Below are 15450 nucleotides of genomic sequence, written 5' to 3'. Positions count from 1 at the left end.
AGATGATTTCCACGCCTGATTTCGCCACCTGCGACCTCTGTGATGCCCACAAGGGCGACACCTCCGGCGCGTTCCGGGTTCTGCCTCCGGTGTTCCGCGATTTCGGCGCACACCGCCGCTTTGCAGGCCCCGTGGTCACGGTGCAGTGCCTGGACGACAACAGCGTGGTCAAGGCCGCGGTCGAGAGTCCGGGTGAGGGGCGCGTGCTCGTGGTGGACGGTGGCGCGTCGTTGCGCCGCGCGCTGCTGGGGGGCAACCTCGGCGCAGCCGCTGCGCGCAACGGATGGGCGGGTCTGCTGATCGACGGCTGTGTGCGTGATGTCGCCGAACTGGTGGTGTGCGAGACCGGCATCCGTGCGCTGGCTTCGATGCCCCTGCCGACGGACCGCCGCAACCAGGGCCTGCGCGACGTTGTCGTGCGCATCCAGGGGGTGGCCGTGCGACCTGGTGAATGGCTCTACGCCGATGAGGACGGCACCGTGATCGCCGACCGACCGCTGCATCCTGTCGGCTGAGCCGGGCGCCGCTTCCGCGCGGCGGCGGTCAGGCGGTCAGGCCCTTGTAGAGCATGTAGGCGGCCAGCAGATAGAGCACACCGGCGAACGCGCGCTTGAGCGACTTCACGGGCAGCGCGTGGGCGGCCTTGGCGCCGAGGGGGGCCATCAGCACACTCGCCGCGCCGATGACGGCCAGCGCCGGCACGAAGACATAGCCGACAGAGCCCGCCGGCAGGTCGGGCACGCCCTGTCCTGCGATCACGTAACCGATGGCGTTGGCCAGCGCGATCGGAAAGCCCAGGGCCGCACTGGTGGCGACCGCGTTGTGGATCGCCACGTTGCACCAGGTCATGAAGGGCACGCTGATGAAGCCACCACCGGCGCCCACCAGTCCCGAGAGAAAGCCGATCACCGTGCCCGCGCCCAGCTGGCCAGCGGCGCCGGGCAGGGTGCGGGAGGCCTGCGGCTTCTTGTCCAGCAGCATCTGGGTGGCGGAGAAGCCGACGAAGAGGGCGAACAGCAGTGCCAGCGAGCCGCCCTTGAGCAGAGCGAACACCCCCAGGCTGGCGATGGCCGCACCGATCACGATGCCGGGCGCCAGTCGCCGCACGATGTCCCAGCGCACGGCGCCGCGTTGGTGGTGGGCCCGCACGCTGGAGATCGATGTGAACACGATGGTCGCCATCGACGTCGCGATCGCCATCTTCACCGCCAGCCCGCCGGGCACGCCGCGGTGCGACAGGATTGCACTGATGAACGGCACCATCACCATGCCGCCGCCAATACCCAGCAGCCCCGCCAGGAAGCCGGAGCACAGCCCCAGCAGGGCGAATTCAACGATCAGCAGTGGTTCGAGGAACATGAAGGAAGGTCTCCGGAGCGCGTGCCCGATCCAGAGTGGCCGTGGACCCGGCTTCGCCGGTCCACAAGCCACGTCCCCCTTCCCGAAGGAGAGGGGGGAAGCCGCGAAGCGGCGCAGGGGGGAGTGGGGAATTAGGTGTCTGCAGATGCCGCCGGACCGTCATCCTGAACCGGGGGTTCAGGTGGGCGAGGGCAACGGGGCTTCGGGTTCATCTGACGCGAGACGCTCACACCAACCACGTTATGTACCAAGCCCGGGCTCAAAGAGCATTGGTTCAAGGAAATATAAAGCCCGGCGCGCACTGCAGACAGCGAAATTGTAGGCCTCTGCGGGGTCAGTGCCGCTGCGTCTGTCGGAAAAAATTCCTGAGGGCGATGCCGGCGCTCAGATGAGCTGGCCGTCGCTGCCCAGCGCCTGGTCCAGACGCTTGAGCAGATCGTCGACACGGGTCTGTGCAGCCGGATCGTCGGATTCGAGCGCTGCGGCCGGGTTTGTCAGCGGTGCTGGCGTGGACGCGGCAAAGGTCGGCGCCGACAGACTCTGGGCTTCCTTCTGCGACAGCTCGAAGGCGAGGTTGAGCGAGGCGAGCACGGCGATGCGGTCGCGGGCCTTGACCTTGCCGGCGTCGCGGATGCGGCACATGGCCGTGTCCACGCGTTCGACGGCATCCAGCAGCGCGGACTCGCCTCCGGGCGGGCAGGACAGCAGGTAACTCTGGCCCATGATCTGGACCTCGATCTGTTTGGAGGCCGGCTTGTTCATCGGGAGTCTTTCGGTGTCTCCGCCTCGTTGCCGGCCGGCAGCCGGTCGAGCAGGGCATCGATGCGCGAGCGGGCGGCGTTCAGCCGGGACTTGAGCGAATCGCGCTCGGTCCTGAGCGCGGACACCTGGTCCTGCAACAGGGCGTTGGTGCGCTGAAGTTCTTCATGGCGCAGGAGCAGCCGCTCGACGCGCTCGGCGATCAGTTCAAGATGCTTGGGCTCGGCCATGGTGACGACAGTTAAGTAACCCATTGTAGGGTTGCCGCAAGGCCCCCGGGCTTAGAATGCTCGCCGTTGGTGCTCGCAGTGTGGTTCGCATGCCGCAGTTCAACGGGAAGCAGGAGGGAAAGTCCACACCGGACCGACCTAACCTGCGCTGCCCCCGCAACGGTAAACAGACGGGAAACACGGCCATCAGGTCTTGCGTCCCCGCTTTCATCCCGCAGCCACTGGGAGTCCGGTTTTGCCGGCACCCGGGAAGGCGATGAGAGTTGTTCTGTCAGCCCGGATACCGGCCAACACGGTGGTGACACGTTCCCTGGATCCGTCACCGTGACGCCCATGCGCTGTCGGGGAAGACGGCGAGGGCAACCTTCTGTGTCTGTTCATCTCATGTCTTCTCGCGTTTTCAGTGCACGCCTGGCCGTGCTTCCGTTCGCCTGCGCCTTGTCCGTGGCCGCCTGGGCCCAGAAATCCCCATCCGTCGTGGTGGTCAGTGCCACCCGCTCCGAGTTGCCCATCACCGACGTGGTCGCCGACGTGACGCTGGTTGACCGCCTGGCGATCGACCGCTTGGGCGCGGCTTCGGTGTCCGACGTGCTCGAGCGCCTGCCCGGCGTGACCATCAACCGCAATGGCGGCCCTGCCTCGACCACCAACGTTTACCTGCGTGGTGGCGAAAACCGCTTCACCGCGGTGTTCGTGGACGGCGTGCGCATCGACTCGCAATCGACCGGCGGCGCCAGCTGGAACACCATCCCGCTGTCACAGGTCGACCGCATCGAGGTGTTGCGTGGTCCGGCTGCGGCGGTCTATGGTTCTGACGCCATCGGCGGCGTCGTGCAGATCTTCACCCGCCAGGGCGAGACCGGCTTTTTCCCGTCGGTGCGCGTGGGCATCGGCTCACACAACACCCGTGAGGCCAATGCCTCGTTGCGCGGCGGTGAAGGCGCGGTCGACTACGCCTTCGGTCTCGGTGCCGAGCGTAGCGACGGCTTCAACGCCAAGCCCACCGGCAACCCCGACAAGGACGGCTATCGCAACGAATCGTTCTCCGGCCGCCTGGGCTGGAAGCTGACGCCGGACCAGAAGCTGGAAGCCACGCTGCTGGACAACCGCCAGAAGGCCGGTTACGACGGCTTCGCGGCGGGCAAGGACGACCAGGCCAAGAGCCACCTGCAGACCGTGGGCCTGAACTGGAACGCTCGCTGGAGCGACGACTGGAGCACCCGTGTGGGCTTCACCCGTGGCACCGACCGCTACGAGACCTCTCCCTCGACCTACCTCACCGAAACCCAGGTCGAGAGCTGGCTGCTGCGCAACGAGCTGCGCGTCGGCCCTGGTCGCCTGACGGTCGATCTGGAGCGCCGCGAAGACCAGCTGGAAAACGCCAGCACGACGCCCAAGAGCACCGACCGCCACCAGAACGCGCTGGCGGTCGGCTACGGCCTGCGCGCCGGCGACCACACGCTGCAGGCCAACCTGCGCCGCGACGACGACAGCGAGTTCGGCGTCAACAACACCGGCTCTCTGGCCTACGGCTATGCGCTGTCCAAGAGTCTGCAGCTCACCGCCTCGGCCGGTACCGCGTTCCGTGCGCCGACCCTGTTCCAGCGCTTCAGCATCTACGGCACGCCCGACCTCAAGGCCGAGACCGCGCGCAACGTCGAGGCCGGCCTGCGCTGGCAGGAAGGCGTGGGCCGTGCGTCGGTGGTGGTCTACCGCAACCGGGTCAAGGACCTCATCAACTACGTGGATGGCGCCGGCAGCTGCATCAACGGTGTGGGCGATTTCGCCGGCTGCTACGGCAACACCGGCCGCGCCACCTACACCGGCGTGACCCTGTCGGGCGGATCGAAGCTGGGCGAAGTCAACGTCGGCGCATCGCTGGACCTGATGCGTCCGAAGAACGCCGACACCGGGCTGCTGCTGGCGCGCCGCTCCAAGACGCAGGCCACACTGACGGCCGACATGCCGGTCGGCGGCTGGCGCATCGGTGGCGAGGTGCAGCACACCGGCCAGCGCTTCAACGACGCGGCCAACCTGCAGGCGCTGCCCGCCTACACGCTGCTGAACCTGACGGCCAGCACCGACGTCGCGCGCGACTGGCGCCTGCTGGCGCGCGTGGACAACGCGACCGACAAGGACTACGAGTCGGTGCTGGGTTACGCCACCGCCGGCCGCACCTTCTACCTCGGCCTGAGCTGGACGCCGCGCTGAGCCTCGGGATGGCGATGGCGAACTGTCCCGCCCTGCTGATCGCGGCCCCGGCCTCCGGCCAGGGCAAGACCACCGTCACGGCCGCGCTGGCGCGGCTGCACGCGCGGCAGGGTCGGCGCGTGCGGGTGTTCAAGTGCGGGCCGGATTTCCTGGACCCGCACTGGCACCAGCTGGCCAGCGGCCAGCCGGTGCACAACCTGGACCTCTGGCTCAACGGCGAAGACGACATCCGCGCCCGGCTGCACGAAGCCGCCACCCACAGCGACCTGATCCTGATCGAAGGGGTGATGGGGCTGTTTGATGGCGAGCCGAGCGCGGCGGACCTGGCCGTCAAGCTGGGCATTCCGGTGCTGGCGGTGATCGACGCCGGGTCCATGGCCGGGACCTTTGGCGCGCTGGTGCACGGCCTGCGCCACTACCGCCCGGGCCTGCCCTGGGCCGGCGTGCTGGCCAACCGTGTGGCCAGCGACGGGCACGAGAAGATGCTGCAGGCCTCGGTGCGCAGCGAAGACCTGGGCACCGGGCTGGCCGGCATCGACGCGGGCTGGCTGGGTGCGCTGCGGCGCGATGCCGGGTTCTCCCTGCCCGAGCGGCACCTGGGCCTGACGGTCGCGGCCGAACTGCCCGACGCGATGGTGCGGCTGGACGCGCTGGCCGATGCGATGGCGTCCACGCCGCTGGGCCAACTCGATGCGGCGGGCTGGCAGCGCTGGGCGGTGCCGTTTGGCGCGCAGGCCGAGCGCCCGGTGGCGCCGCTGCTGATGGGCCGCACCGTGGCGGTGGCGCGCGACGGGGCCTTCTGCTTCACCTACCCGGCCAACCTCGACACGCTGCGTGCACTCGGGGCGTCGCTGGTGTTTTTCTCGCCAGTGGCCGACGAGGCGGTGCCGGACTGCGACGCGGTCTGGCTGCCGGGTGGTTATCCCGAACTGCATGCCCGCGCGCTGGTGGACGGCACCCGGTGCCGCGACTCGCTGGCCGCGCACATCGCGGCGGGCAAACCGGTCTGGGCCGAGTGCGGCGGCATGATGCCGCTGTTCGACGGCCTGACACTGGCCGATGGCGCGCGGATGCCGATGTGGGGCCTGCTGCCGGGCGAGGTGGCGATGCAGCCGCGCCTGGCCGCCCTCGGACCGCAGCGCTGGGACACGGCGTCGGGCGAGCTGCGGGGCCACACCTTCCATTTCTCGCTGACCACGTCGCCACTCGTGCCGGTGGCGCAGACCGCGCCGGGCAGCCGCTTCGGCAGGCCCGAGGCGATCTACGGGCACGGGCCGGTGCGCGCGAGCTATTTCCATGCGTGGTTCGCGTCCAACCCCGAGGCGACGGCGCAACTGTTTTTGCCGGAGGTGGCATGAACCCCGTGTTGCCCGGACCACAGCGCATCGTCTGCCTGACCGAGGAGACGACCGAGTGGCTGTACCTGCTCGGGCAGGAGGCGCGCATCGTCGGCATCAGCGGCTACACCGTGCGGCCGCGCCGCGCGCGCGACGAAAAACCCAAGGTCAGCGCCTTCCTCAACGCCAAGATCGACAAGATCCTGGAGCTGCAACCGGACTGCGTGTTCGGTTTCTCGGACCTGCAGGCCGACATCGCGGCGGCGCTGATCCGTGCCGGCGTGCAGGTCACCGTGTTCAACCAGCGCAGTGTGGAAGAGATCTGCTCCATGCTCTACCAGGTGGCCGCCATGGTGGGCTGTGCCGACGACGGGCTGGCGCACATCGCGGCCATGCGCCAGCGGCTGGACGGCATCCGCGCCGAGGTGGCTGCGTTGGTGGCCTCGGGCAAGCGCCGGCCGCGGGTGTTTTTTGAAGAGTGGGACGAGCCACACATCAGCGGCATCCGCTGGGTGTCGGAGCTGCTGGGCATCGCCGGTGGCGACGATGTGTTCCCCGAGCTGGCGGTGCAGTCGCTGGGCAAGCACCGCATCATCGCGGACGGCGCACAGATCGTGGCGCGTGCGCCGGACATCGTGATCGGCTCCTGGTGCGGCAAGAAGTTCCGCGCCGAGAAGGTGGCCGCGCGCGCCGGCTGGCAGGAGGTGCCCGCCGTGAAGACCGGCCAGCTGTTTGAGATCAAGTCGGCCGACATCCTGCAGCCCGGACCGGCCGCGCTGACCGACGGCGTGGAGCAGATGCACCGCATCGTCACCCGCTGGATGACCCAATATGGCTGACCGGTTGCGCAGCGAATTCATCCTGGGCGGGCAGCGCAGCGGCAAGTCGCGTCGCGCCGAGCTGCTGGCGCGCGACTGGCTGGCCGCCGGCACCGAACACCGCGCGGTGATGATCGCGACCGGTCAGGCCTGGGACGCCGAGATGCGCGAGCGCATCGCCCGTCACCAGGCGGACCGTGCGCAACGCGTGCCCGGCATGGCGACGGTGGAGGAGCCGCTGGCGCTGGCCGAGGCCCTGCGGCGGCACAGCAATGCAAACACGCTGATCGTGGTCGACTGCCTGACGCTGTGGCTGACCAACCTGATGATGCCGGCCGACCCGGCGCAGGCGCTTCGGGAGCCCGCCGTGATCGCTGCGGGCGACGCGCTGTGTGCGGCCATCGCCGCCGCACCCGGCCCGGTGCTGTTGGTGGGCAACGAGATCGGGCTGGGCGTGATCCCGATGGGACGCGAGGTGCGCACCTTCGTGGATGCCCTCGGCCGGCTCAACCAGCGGGTGGCGGCGACCTGCCAGCGCGTGACGCTGATGGCGGCCGGCTTGCCGCTGACATTGAAGGACGAGACATGAATCCGGTGCGCCAAGGTCTGTATGGCTTGATGTTTGCTGTCGTGGGGGCGTTCTGCGCGCCTGCGCAGGCGGCCCTGCAGATCACCGACGACGCGGGCGTGGTGGTGAACTTCGAGCGCTCGCCGCAGCGCATCGTGAGCCTGCTGCCCTCGCTGGCCGAGACGGTGTGCGAGCTGGGCCAGTGCGATCGGCTGGTGGGCGTGGACCGCTATTCCGACTTCCCGGCCAGCCTGCAGAAGCTGCCACAGGTGGGCGGCGGGCTGGACCCGAACATCGAGGCCATCGTCGCGCTGCGGCCCGACGTCGTGCTGATGGCGACCTCGTCGCGCGCGGCCGACCGCCTGCGCGCCCTGGGCCTCAAGGTGCTGGCGATGGAACCCAAGACACACGCCGACGTGCAGCGCGTGATGCTCAAGGTCGGTCAGCTGCTGGAGGTGCCCGACGCGCAGAAGATCTGGCGCCACATCGACGCCGCCGTCATGGCCGCGGCGCAGTCCATCCCGGCCGGTGCCCGCGGTGCGCGCGTGTATTTCGAGGTGAACCAGGGGCCGTACGCGGCTGGCGAAAGTTCGTTCATCGGCGAGACCCTGACCCGCCTGGGGGCGAAGAACATCGTGCCCGCGTCGCTCGGGCCGTTTCCCAAACTCAATCCGGAATACATCGTGCGCGCCAACCCGGACCTGATCATGGTGGGCCAGCGCAACGTCGAAGGCATGGCGCAGCGGCCGGGCTGGGCTGGCCTGCGCGCGATCCGCGAGCAGCGGGTGTGCGTGTTTCCGGTGGCCGAGTCCGACACGCTGGTGCGCCCCGGTCCGCGCATGGCCGAAGGCGCGCGCATCATGGCCCGGTGTCTGGCCCAGAAGGCTCCGGGGGCACGGCCGTGAACGATCTGACGCAGGGCCGCCCCAAGGCAGATCAGCCCCCTCGGGGGGCAGCGACCCGCGCCGCGGTGGAGCGTGGGGGCTTGGCATGAATTCACGCCGCGCGTCGTGGCTGGTGGCCGGCATGTTGCTGGCCGCGTTGGCCCTGGCCGTGCTGGGCGTCTGCGTGGGCAGCGCCGGGTTCGAGAACCTGATCGGCCCGCTGCTGAATCCGCAGGCCGACCCGTCGGCCACGGCGATGGCGCAGCAGATCGTGTGGGAGATCCGCCTGCCGCGCACGCTCGGCGCCTGGGGCGCGGGCGCCTTGCTGGGCCTGGCCGGGGCGGTGGCACAAGGGCTGTTTCGCAACCCGCTGGCCGATCCCTTCCTGCTGGGCAGTGCGTCGGGTGCTTCGCTGGGCGTGGCGCTGGCGCTGGCCGCCATGGGCGGTGGCGCCGGCATGCTGGGTGGCAGCATGATGAACGGTGCGGCCGTCAGCGTGTTCTCCGGCAGCGCGCTGGTGCGCCTGGGCCTGACCGGCGCGGCTTTCTTGGGCGCCGTGCTGGCGGTGCTGCTGACGCTGGTGCTCTCGCGCGGCGTGCAGCACACGCTGCGGCTGTTGCTGGCGGGGGTGGTGGTGGGCGTGGTGCTGGCCGCCATGACGCACCTGGTGCTGGTGTTTTCGCCCGAGTCGCTGCAGGCCATGCAGGCCTTCATGCTCGGCTCGACCAGCTTCGTGGGATGGACGGCCTGCGTGCTGATGGCGGGCGTCTGGGTGCTGTGCGCGCTGGCGGCCTGGCTGTTCGCGCGCGTGCTCGATGGGCTGAGCCTGGGCGACGCGACCGCGCGCAGCCTGGGTCTGCCGCTGGGGCCCATGCGGGCGGCGCTGGTGGGTGTGCTGGCCCTGGCCACCGGCACCGCGGTCGCGCAGACCGGGCTGATCGCGTTCGTGGGCCTGGCTGCGCCGCACCTGGTGCGCTCGCTGGTCAAGACCACCAGCGCCCGCATGATGCTGCTGGCCAGCTGCATGGGCGGCGTGCTGCTGATGGCGGCCGACACGCTGGCGCGCTGGCTGATCGCGCCGCAGGAGCTGCCGGTGGGCGTTCTCACGGCGGTGCTGGGCGGCGGTTATCTGCTGTGGCTGATGCAGCGCAACACGCGCGTGTCGCGGGGGGCAGGACTGTGAACGCCCTGGCCCAGTCTGCGGCCATCGAGGCGCGCGAGTTGAGCGCGCGCCTGGGCGATGCGGAAATCCTGCATGGTGTGAACCTGTCGCTGCCGCTGGCGCGCTGGACCAGCATCGTCGGTCCCAACGGGGCCGGCAAATCGACCTTGCTCAAGACCCTGGCGGGGCTGCTGCCACACGGCGGCGGCGTGAAGCTGATGGGCCGGCCGCTGGGCGACTGGCCGCACCGGCTGCGCGCGCAGCAGCTGGCCTGGCTGGGGCAGAACGAATCCAGCGGCGACGACCTGACGGTGTGGGATGTGGCCATGCTGGGCCGCCTGCCGCACCAGCCCTGGTTCAGCCCACCCGGCGCCGCCGACCACGCGGCGGTGGAGCGTGCGTTGCGCGCCACCCAGGCCTGGGACTGGCGCGCCCGCACGCTGGGCCAGCTCTCGGGCGGCGAGCGCCAGCGCGTGCTGCTGGCCCGTGCGCTGGCGGTGGAGGCCGAGGTGCTGCTGATGGACGAACCGCTGGCCAACCTCGACCCGCCGCACCAGGCCGACTGGCTGGCGCTGGTGCAGGACCTGGTCACGCAAGGCAAGACGGTGGTGAGCGTGCTGCACGAGGTCGGCATGGCGCTGCACGCCGACGAACTGGTGGTGATGGCGCAGGGCCGGGTCGCGCACCAGGGGCCTTGCGCCGATGCGTCGACCCACCGGGCGCTGGAGGCCGTGTTCGACCACCGCATCGAGGTGCACGCGTTGCAGGGGCAGTGGGTGGCGCTGCCGCGGATGAATCCTTGGAAGACTTGAGACCATGCAGATCGAAACCCCACCGACCGAAAAACCCTATGACAAGGCCGAGGGTGAGCGCCGCGGCATCGTGATCGTCAACACCGGCGACGGCAAGGGCAAGAGCACGGCCGCCTTCGGGCTGGCGCTGCGCGCCCACGGCCGCGGCAAGGCCGTGAAGATCTACCAGTTCATGAAGGTGCCGTCGGCCCGCTTCGGCGAGCACCGCATGTTCGAGCAGATCGGCATCCCGATCGAAGGCCTGGGCGACGGCTTCAGCTGGAAGAGCCAGGACCTGGAGCACTCGGCCCAACTGGCGCGCGACGGCTGGGAGAAGGCCCGCGCCACCATCCTTGGCGGCGAGCACTTCCTCGTTGTGCTCGACGAGATCACCTACCCGCTGATCTACGGCTGGCTGCCGCTGGAGGGCGTCTTGCAGACCCTGCGCGAGCGGCCCGGCCATGTGCACGTCTGCCTGACCGGCCGCCGCTGCCCGCCCGAGATCGTCGAGCTGGCCGACACCGTGACCGAAATGACCAAGATCAAGCACGCGTTCAACGCCGGGATTCCGGCGCAGCGCGGCATAGAGGATTGACCCCCCCTGCGCCGCTTCGCGTCTTCCCCCCAGGGGGACCACACCAGTGGCCCGGCAAAGCCGGTTCCACGGTGTGTGCTGACCGAGGAGCGGCGTTGAATTTGAATGACCGAGGAGACACCAACCATGAGCCAAATCGCTGAATCCCCCGTGACCCTGCACCGTCCCGCCAAGCCCGCACCAGCCACCGAAGGGCGCTGGTCCGTGGCCGCCGTGCAGGCCCTGCTGGACCTGCCTTTGCCCGAGCTGATGCACCGCGCCCAGACCGTGCACCGCGAGCACCACGACCCGACCCACATGGAACTGGCGACGCTGCTGTCGATCAAGACCGGTGGCTGCCCCGAGGACTGCGGCTACTGCCCGCAGTCGGTCCACCACGAAACCGGCGTGCCCGCCACCAAGATGATGACGCCCGAGGACGTGCGCGAAGCGGTGCTGGGCGCCAAGGCGGCCGGCGCCTCGCGCTTCTGCATGGGCGCGGCCTGGCGTGCGCCCAACGACCGCGACCTGGAAAAGGTCGAAGAGCTGGTGCGTGTGGTCAAGGACGAAGGGCTGGAAGCCTGCTGCACCCTGGGCATGCTGACGGAACAGCAGGCGCAACGCCTCAAGGGCGCGGGGCTGGACTACTACAACCACAACCTGGACACCGCGCCCGAGCTGTACGGCGACATCATCAGCACCCGCGACTACCAGGACCGGCTGGACACGCTGGGCCATGTCCGCGAAGCCGGCATCAGCGTCTGCAGCGGCGGCATCGTCGGCATGGGCGAGTCGCGGGCCGGGCGCGCCGGCCTGATCGCGCAGCTGGCCAATCTCGAACCCTACCCCGAGTCGGTGCCGATCAACCACCTGGTCAAGGTGCCGGGCACGCCGCTGGCCGACGAACCCGACCTCGATCCGCTGGAGTTCGTGCGCACGGTGGCGGTGGCGCGCATCACCATGCCCAGGGCCAAGGTGCGCCTGTCGGCCGGGCGCCGGCAGATGGGCGAATCGACCCAGGCCCTGTGCTTCCTGGCCGGTGCCAACTCCATCTTCTACGGCGACAAGCTGCTGGTGACCGGCAACGCCGACGTGGAGGCCGATCAAAGCCTGCTGGCCCGCATGGGCATGCACACGACGCGCGCCCACGCCTGACCGGTCCATGAGCGTCCTCGGCCTGCCTGTCCCCGACGCCGCCGTGCTGGCCGGCGCGGTGCTGGTCGCGCTGGGGCTGGACCGCTCGTTCGGTGAGCCGCCGGCGCGGGTGCACCCGGTGGTGGCCATGGGGCATTACCTGGGTGCGGTCGGCTGGCGCGTGTCGCGCGCAGCCGGTGCTGCGGTACGGCCGATGGTGGAGTTCAGTGGCGGAGTGCTGGGGTGGTGCATCGGTGCGGCGCTGGTGGTCGCGGTGTCGGCCGGGCTGTCGATGGCGATGGATGGCCTGCACCCGCTGGCACAGGTGGCGCTGCTGGGCCTGCTGCTCAAACCGATGCTGTCCTGGCGCATGCTGCGCGACGAGGTGCGGGCGGTGGAGACGGCGCTGGGCGCATCGCTGGCCGCGGGCCGCGCGCGCCTGGCCTGGCTGGTGAGCCGGGATGTGAATGTGCTGGATGCCGGGCAGGTGCGCGAGAGCGCGATCGAGACCCTGGCCGAAAACCTCAACGACTCGGTGGTGGCGCCGCTGTTCTGGTTCGCCGTCGCCGGCCTGCCGGGCGCGGCGCTCTACCGTTTTGCCAACACGGCGGACGCGATGTGGGGCTACCGGGGCGAACGCGGCGGCCGCGACTGGACCTGGGCGGGCAAATGGGCGGCGCGGGTGGACGACGTCTTGTCCTGGCTGCCCGCGCGCCTCACGGCGGGCTTGCTCGGCGGGCTGGGCATGGCGGGCCGCTGGCGCGAACTGCCGGCGCAGGCGGGACTGACGCCGTCGCCCAACAGCGGCTGGCCCATGGCCGCCATGGCGCTGGCGCTGGACGTGCGGCTGGCCAAACCCGGCGTGTACACGCTGCACCCCGCCGGTCGTTGCCCGCAGGCGGCCGATACCACGCGCGCCCTGCAACTGGCGGGCCGGGCGGTGACGGTGCTGGCGGTGACCGCGGCGGCGTTGGGCATGGCACAGGTGTTCGCATGAGCCACGTCCACGGCGGACCCGATGTCCACGGCGTGCCGCGCTGGGACTTTTCCACCAACGCCAACGCCTGCGGCCCCTGCCCGTCGGCGCTGGCCACCGTGCAGCGGGCCGACGCGGCGCATTACCCCGATCCGGCCTATGCCGCCTTGCGTGCCGCCCTCGCGGACTTCCACGGTGTCGCGGCCGAGCGCATCGTGGTCGCCGGCAGCGCCAGCGAGTGCATCGCGCGTCTCACCGCCGCGGTGGCGGGTGGGGGCGGGCAGCGCGTCTGGCTGCCGGCACAGGCCTATGGCGACTATGCCCACGCCGCGCAGGTCTGGGGTCTGCCGCGCGTGGACGATCCGGCGCAGGCCGACCTGGCCTGGCTGTGCGAGCCGTCCAGCCCGCGCGGTGTGGCCGAAGCCGCGGCGCCAGCGGTCGCCGATGCGTGCGCGGTGGTGGTGCTGGACCGGGCCTACGAACCGCTGCGGCTGAGCGGAAGTGGCAGCCTGGACTCCGCCGCGCTGGACCGCGTCTGGCAGCTCTGGTCGCCCAACAAGGCGCTGGGCCTGACGGGGGTGCGGGGCGCTTACGCCATCGCGCCACTGCAGGGCCTGCCACTGGCGCGCCGGCTGGAACAGCTGGCGCCGTCCTGGCCGCTGGGCGCCCATGCGGTGGCCATGCTCTCGGCCTGGGTGCGGCCCGAAACGCAGCACTGGCTGGCACAGAGCCGGACGTTGCTGGCGCGCTGGAAGGCCGAACAACAGGCCCTGCTGCAAGGCCTGGGCTGGCAATGCCTGCCCAGCGACACCAACTATTTCTGCGCCCGCGCGCCGCACCCGGTCGATGCGGCCGCGCTGCGCGCGCAGGGCATCAAGCTGCGCGACACGGCCTCGATGGGGCTGCCGGGCCACTGGCGCCTGGGCGTGTTGCCACCCGAGGCGCAGGCCGCGCTGGCCGAGGCGCTGGGCCATCAGGTCCAAGGGCCTGAGGCTGTTGGCCAGGCAAGGAAGGGCAGCCAGGTTCAAGGCACCCGTGGAACCGGCTTTGCCGGGCCACCAGGTGCGTCCCCCCATCGGGGGGAAGACGCGCAGCGGCGCAGAGGTGCTATCGAATCATGACCGCCGTCTGTGTGATGGTGCTGGGCACAACCAGCGGCGCCGGCAAGAGCTGGCTGACGACGGCGCTGTGCCGCCACTACGCGCGTCAGGGCCTCAAGGTCGCGCCGTTCAAGGCGCAGAACATGAGCAACAACGCGAGAGTGGTTGCCCCCACGCTCCACCGCTTGCGCGGGTCGCTGCCCCCCGAGGGGGCTGATGCGCCTTGGGGCGGCCCGGCGGCGCATCGTGGCGGTGAGATCGGTTCCGCCCAGTACTTCCAGTCCCTCGCCGCACGCGCTGAACCGGATGTGCGCATGAACCCGCTGCTGCTCAAGCCCGAGGCCGACACGCACAGCCAGGTGGTGCTGATGGGCGAGGTCAGCCGTGCGCTCAGCGACATGCCCTGGCGCGGCCGCAGCGACAAGGTCTGGCCCGCGATCGCGGCGGCGCTGGATGCGTTGCGTGCCGAAAACGATGTGGTGGTGATCGAAGGCGCCGGATCGCCGGCCGAGATCAACCTGCACGCCAGCGACATCGTGAACATGCGCGTGGCCCGCCATGCGCAGGCGCGCTGCCTGCTGGTGACCGACATCGACCGCGGCGGGGCGTTTGCCCACCTCTATGGCACCTGGGCCTTGCTGCCCGAGGACGAGCGCGCACTCATCAAAGGCTTTGTGCTCAACAAGTTCCGGGGCGATGCGGGCCTGCTGGCGCCCGCGCCGCAGATGCTGCAGGACTTGACCGGCGTGCCGGTGGTCGCCACCTTGCCGATGTGGTGGCAGCACGGCCTGCCGGAAGAAGACGGCGTGTTCGACGACCGGACCCGGGCGGCCGGTGCGGTCAAGAAGACCATCGCCGTGATCGCCTGGCCGCGCATCAGCAACCTCGACGAGTTCCAGCCGCTCAAGAACGTGCCGGGCGTGCGCCTGGTCTGGGCGCGCACGCCGGCCGACTGCGCCGGTGCCGACTGGATCGTGCTGCCCGGTTCCAAGTCCACCGCGGCCGATCTGCAGTGGCTGCGCGCACAAGGGCTGGACCAGGCGGTCGCCGGGCACGCGGCCAAGGGCGGGGCGGTGCTGGGCATCTGCGGTGGTCTGCAGGTGCTGGGCGAGGCGCTGATCGACACGCACGGGATCGACGGCAACGCGCCCGGCCTGGGCCTGCTGCCGCTGGTCACCGCGTTCGACGCCGACAAGACTGTGCGCCGCACGACCGCGGCGTTCGCCACGCTCACCGGCCCCTGGGCCGCGCTGTCGGGCGTGCGCGCCTCGGGCTACGAAATCCACCACGGCCAGACGGCGCAACACCCGGCCATGGCCGCCAAGGGCGACATTGCCCGCGAGGTGATGCCCGGCCTGGCCTGGCAGAACGCGGCCGGCCATGTGCTGGGCTGTTACCTGCACGGACTGTTCGAGGACCCTGCCGTGCTGCAGGCCCTGTTCGGTGCCCGTGTGCCCACGCTGGAGACCGTGTTCGACGGTCTCGCCGATTTCCTGCAAACCCATGTCGAGCCGGGTGTGCTCGACGACCTCATCCGAAAGAACTGA

The 15450-nt window shown here is 70.3% G+C and carries 16 protein-coding genes, 1 other RNA gene and 1 riboswitch; of the genes, 13 read left to right on the top strand and 4 right to left on the bottom strand.

The genetic code is table 11. From position 1 onward, the window contains the following. Positions 1 to 2: 2 nt before the first annotated feature. A complete protein-coding gene (gene rraA, locus ACS5NL_RS10340; RefSeq protein ID WP_439353707.1) occupies positions 3 to 515 on the top strand; it encodes a ribonuclease E activity regulator RraA in 513 nt (170 codons plus the stop codon). A gap of 28 nt (positions 516 to 543) precedes the next feature. Here rraA and ACS5NL_RS10335 read toward each other — a convergent pair whose 3' ends face one another. The 4 genes from ACS5NL_RS10335 to ACS5NL_RS10320 all read right to left on the bottom strand — a co-directional run bounded on the left by ACS5NL_RS10335 (position 544) and on the right by ACS5NL_RS10320 (position 2348). Continuing rightward, positions 544 to 1359 (bottom strand): sulfite exporter TauE/SafE family protein, encoded by an 816-nt coding sequence (locus ACS5NL_RS10335; protein ID WP_439353706.1) that lies wholly within the window; start codon positions 1357 to 1359, stop codon positions 544 to 546. Between the two features lie 132 nt (positions 1360 to 1491). Then, positions 1492 to 1672: non-coding RNA, 6S RNA (gene ssrS / locus ACS5NL_RS10330), on the bottom strand. A gap of 71 nt (positions 1673 to 1743) precedes the next feature. Then, a complete protein-coding gene (locus ACS5NL_RS10325) occupies positions 1744 to 2121 on the bottom strand; it encodes a cell division protein ZapA (RefSeq protein ID WP_439353705.1) in 378 nt (125 codons plus the stop codon). Then, positions 2118 to 2348, bottom strand: a complete 231-nt coding sequence (locus tag ACS5NL_RS10320) for a DUF904 domain-containing protein (protein WP_439353704.1) — start codon at positions 2346 to 2348, stop codon at positions 2118 to 2120. The genes ACS5NL_RS10325 and ACS5NL_RS10320 overlap by 4 nt, the downstream gene beginning before the upstream one ends. Before the next feature lie 50 nt (positions 2349 to 2398). Continuing rightward, positions 2399 to 2654, top strand: a riboswitch (cobalamin riboswitch). 78 nt (positions 2655 to 2732) lie between these two features. Here ACS5NL_RS10320 and ACS5NL_RS10315 point away from each other — a divergent pair. From ACS5NL_RS10315 to ACS5NL_RS10260, 12 genes are all read left to right on the top strand, one after another. Further along, positions 2733 to 4559, top strand: a complete 1827-nt coding sequence (locus ACS5NL_RS10315; RefSeq protein ID WP_439353703.1) for a TonB-dependent receptor domain-containing protein — start codon at positions 2733 to 2735, stop codon at positions 4557 to 4559. Positions 4560 to 4573: 14 nt separating this feature from the next. Continuing rightward, positions 4574 to 5917 (top strand): cobyrinic acid a,c-diamide synthase CobB, encoded by a 1344-nt coding sequence (locus ACS5NL_RS10310; protein ID WP_439353865.1) that lies wholly within the window; start codon positions 4574 to 4576, stop codon positions 5915 to 5917. Then, positions 5914 to 6735: an ABC transporter substrate-binding protein gene (locus ACS5NL_RS10305; protein WP_439353702.1), complete on the top strand. Its 822-nt coding sequence runs from the start codon at positions 5914 to 5916 to the stop codon at positions 6733 to 6735. Before ACS5NL_RS10310 ends, ACS5NL_RS10305 begins: the two co-directional genes overlap by 4 nt. Next, complete coding sequence (gene cobU, locus ACS5NL_RS10300) at positions 6728 to 7303, top strand: bifunctional adenosylcobinamide kinase/adenosylcobinamide-phosphate guanylyltransferase (RefSeq protein ID WP_439353701.1); 576 nt, start codon at positions 6728 to 6730, stop codon at positions 7301 to 7303. Before ACS5NL_RS10305 ends, cobU begins: the two co-directional genes overlap by 8 nt. Then, complete coding sequence (locus ACS5NL_RS10295) at positions 7300 to 8187, top strand: ABC transporter substrate-binding protein (RefSeq protein WP_439353700.1); 888 nt, start codon at positions 7300 to 7302, stop codon at positions 8185 to 8187. The genes cobU and ACS5NL_RS10295 overlap by 4 nt, the downstream gene beginning before the upstream one ends. An 85-nt stretch (positions 8188 to 8272) precedes the next feature. Then, entirely contained in the window at positions 8273 to 9349 is a 1077-nt protein-coding gene (locus ACS5NL_RS10290) for a FecCD family ABC transporter permease (protein ID WP_439353699.1), read from the top strand. A gap of 5 nt (positions 9350 to 9354) precedes the next feature. Then, on the top strand, positions 9355 to 10140 hold the full coding sequence (locus tag ACS5NL_RS10285; protein WP_439353864.1) for an ABC transporter ATP-binding protein: 786 nt from the start codon (positions 9355 to 9357) through the stop codon (positions 10138 to 10140). Between the two features lie 4 nt (positions 10141 to 10144). Further along, the gene (gene cobO / locus ACS5NL_RS10280; protein ID WP_439353698.1) at positions 10145 to 10714 is read left to right on the top strand and encodes a cob(I)yrinic acid a,c-diamide adenosyltransferase; all 570 of its coding nucleotides are present in this window, start codon (positions 10145 to 10147) and stop codon (positions 10712 to 10714) included. Between the two features lie 126 nt (positions 10715 to 10840). Further along, on the top strand, positions 10841 to 11848 hold the full coding sequence (bioB, locus tag ACS5NL_RS10275) for a biotin synthase BioB (protein ID WP_439353697.1): 1008 nt from the start codon (positions 10841 to 10843) through the stop codon (positions 11846 to 11848). A gap of 7 nt (positions 11849 to 11855) precedes the next feature. Then, a complete protein-coding gene (cbiB, locus tag ACS5NL_RS10270; RefSeq protein ID WP_439353695.1) occupies positions 11856 to 12824 on the top strand; it encodes an adenosylcobinamide-phosphate synthase CbiB in 969 nt (322 codons plus the stop codon). Next, the gene (locus tag ACS5NL_RS10265; protein WP_439353693.1) at positions 12821 to 13924 is read left to right on the top strand and encodes an aminotransferase class I/II-fold pyridoxal phosphate-dependent enzyme; all 1104 of its coding nucleotides are present in this window, start codon (positions 12821 to 12823) and stop codon (positions 13922 to 13924) included. Before cbiB ends, ACS5NL_RS10265 begins: the two co-directional genes overlap by 4 nt. Further along, the gene (locus ACS5NL_RS10260) at positions 13921 to 15450 is read left to right on the top strand and encodes a cobyric acid synthase (protein ID WP_439353691.1); all 1530 of its coding nucleotides are present in this window, start codon (positions 13921 to 13923) and stop codon (positions 15448 to 15450) included. Before ACS5NL_RS10265 ends, ACS5NL_RS10260 begins: the two co-directional genes overlap by 4 nt.

This window comes from Hydrogenophaga sedimenti (assembly GCF_051857515.1).
Classification (GTDB): Bacteria; Pseudomonadota; Gammaproteobacteria; order Burkholderiales; family Burkholderiaceae_C; genus Hydrogenophaga.
The sequence above is the reverse complement of the archived record's forward strand: the minus strand, read 5'-3'. Positions and strand labels throughout refer to the sequence as shown.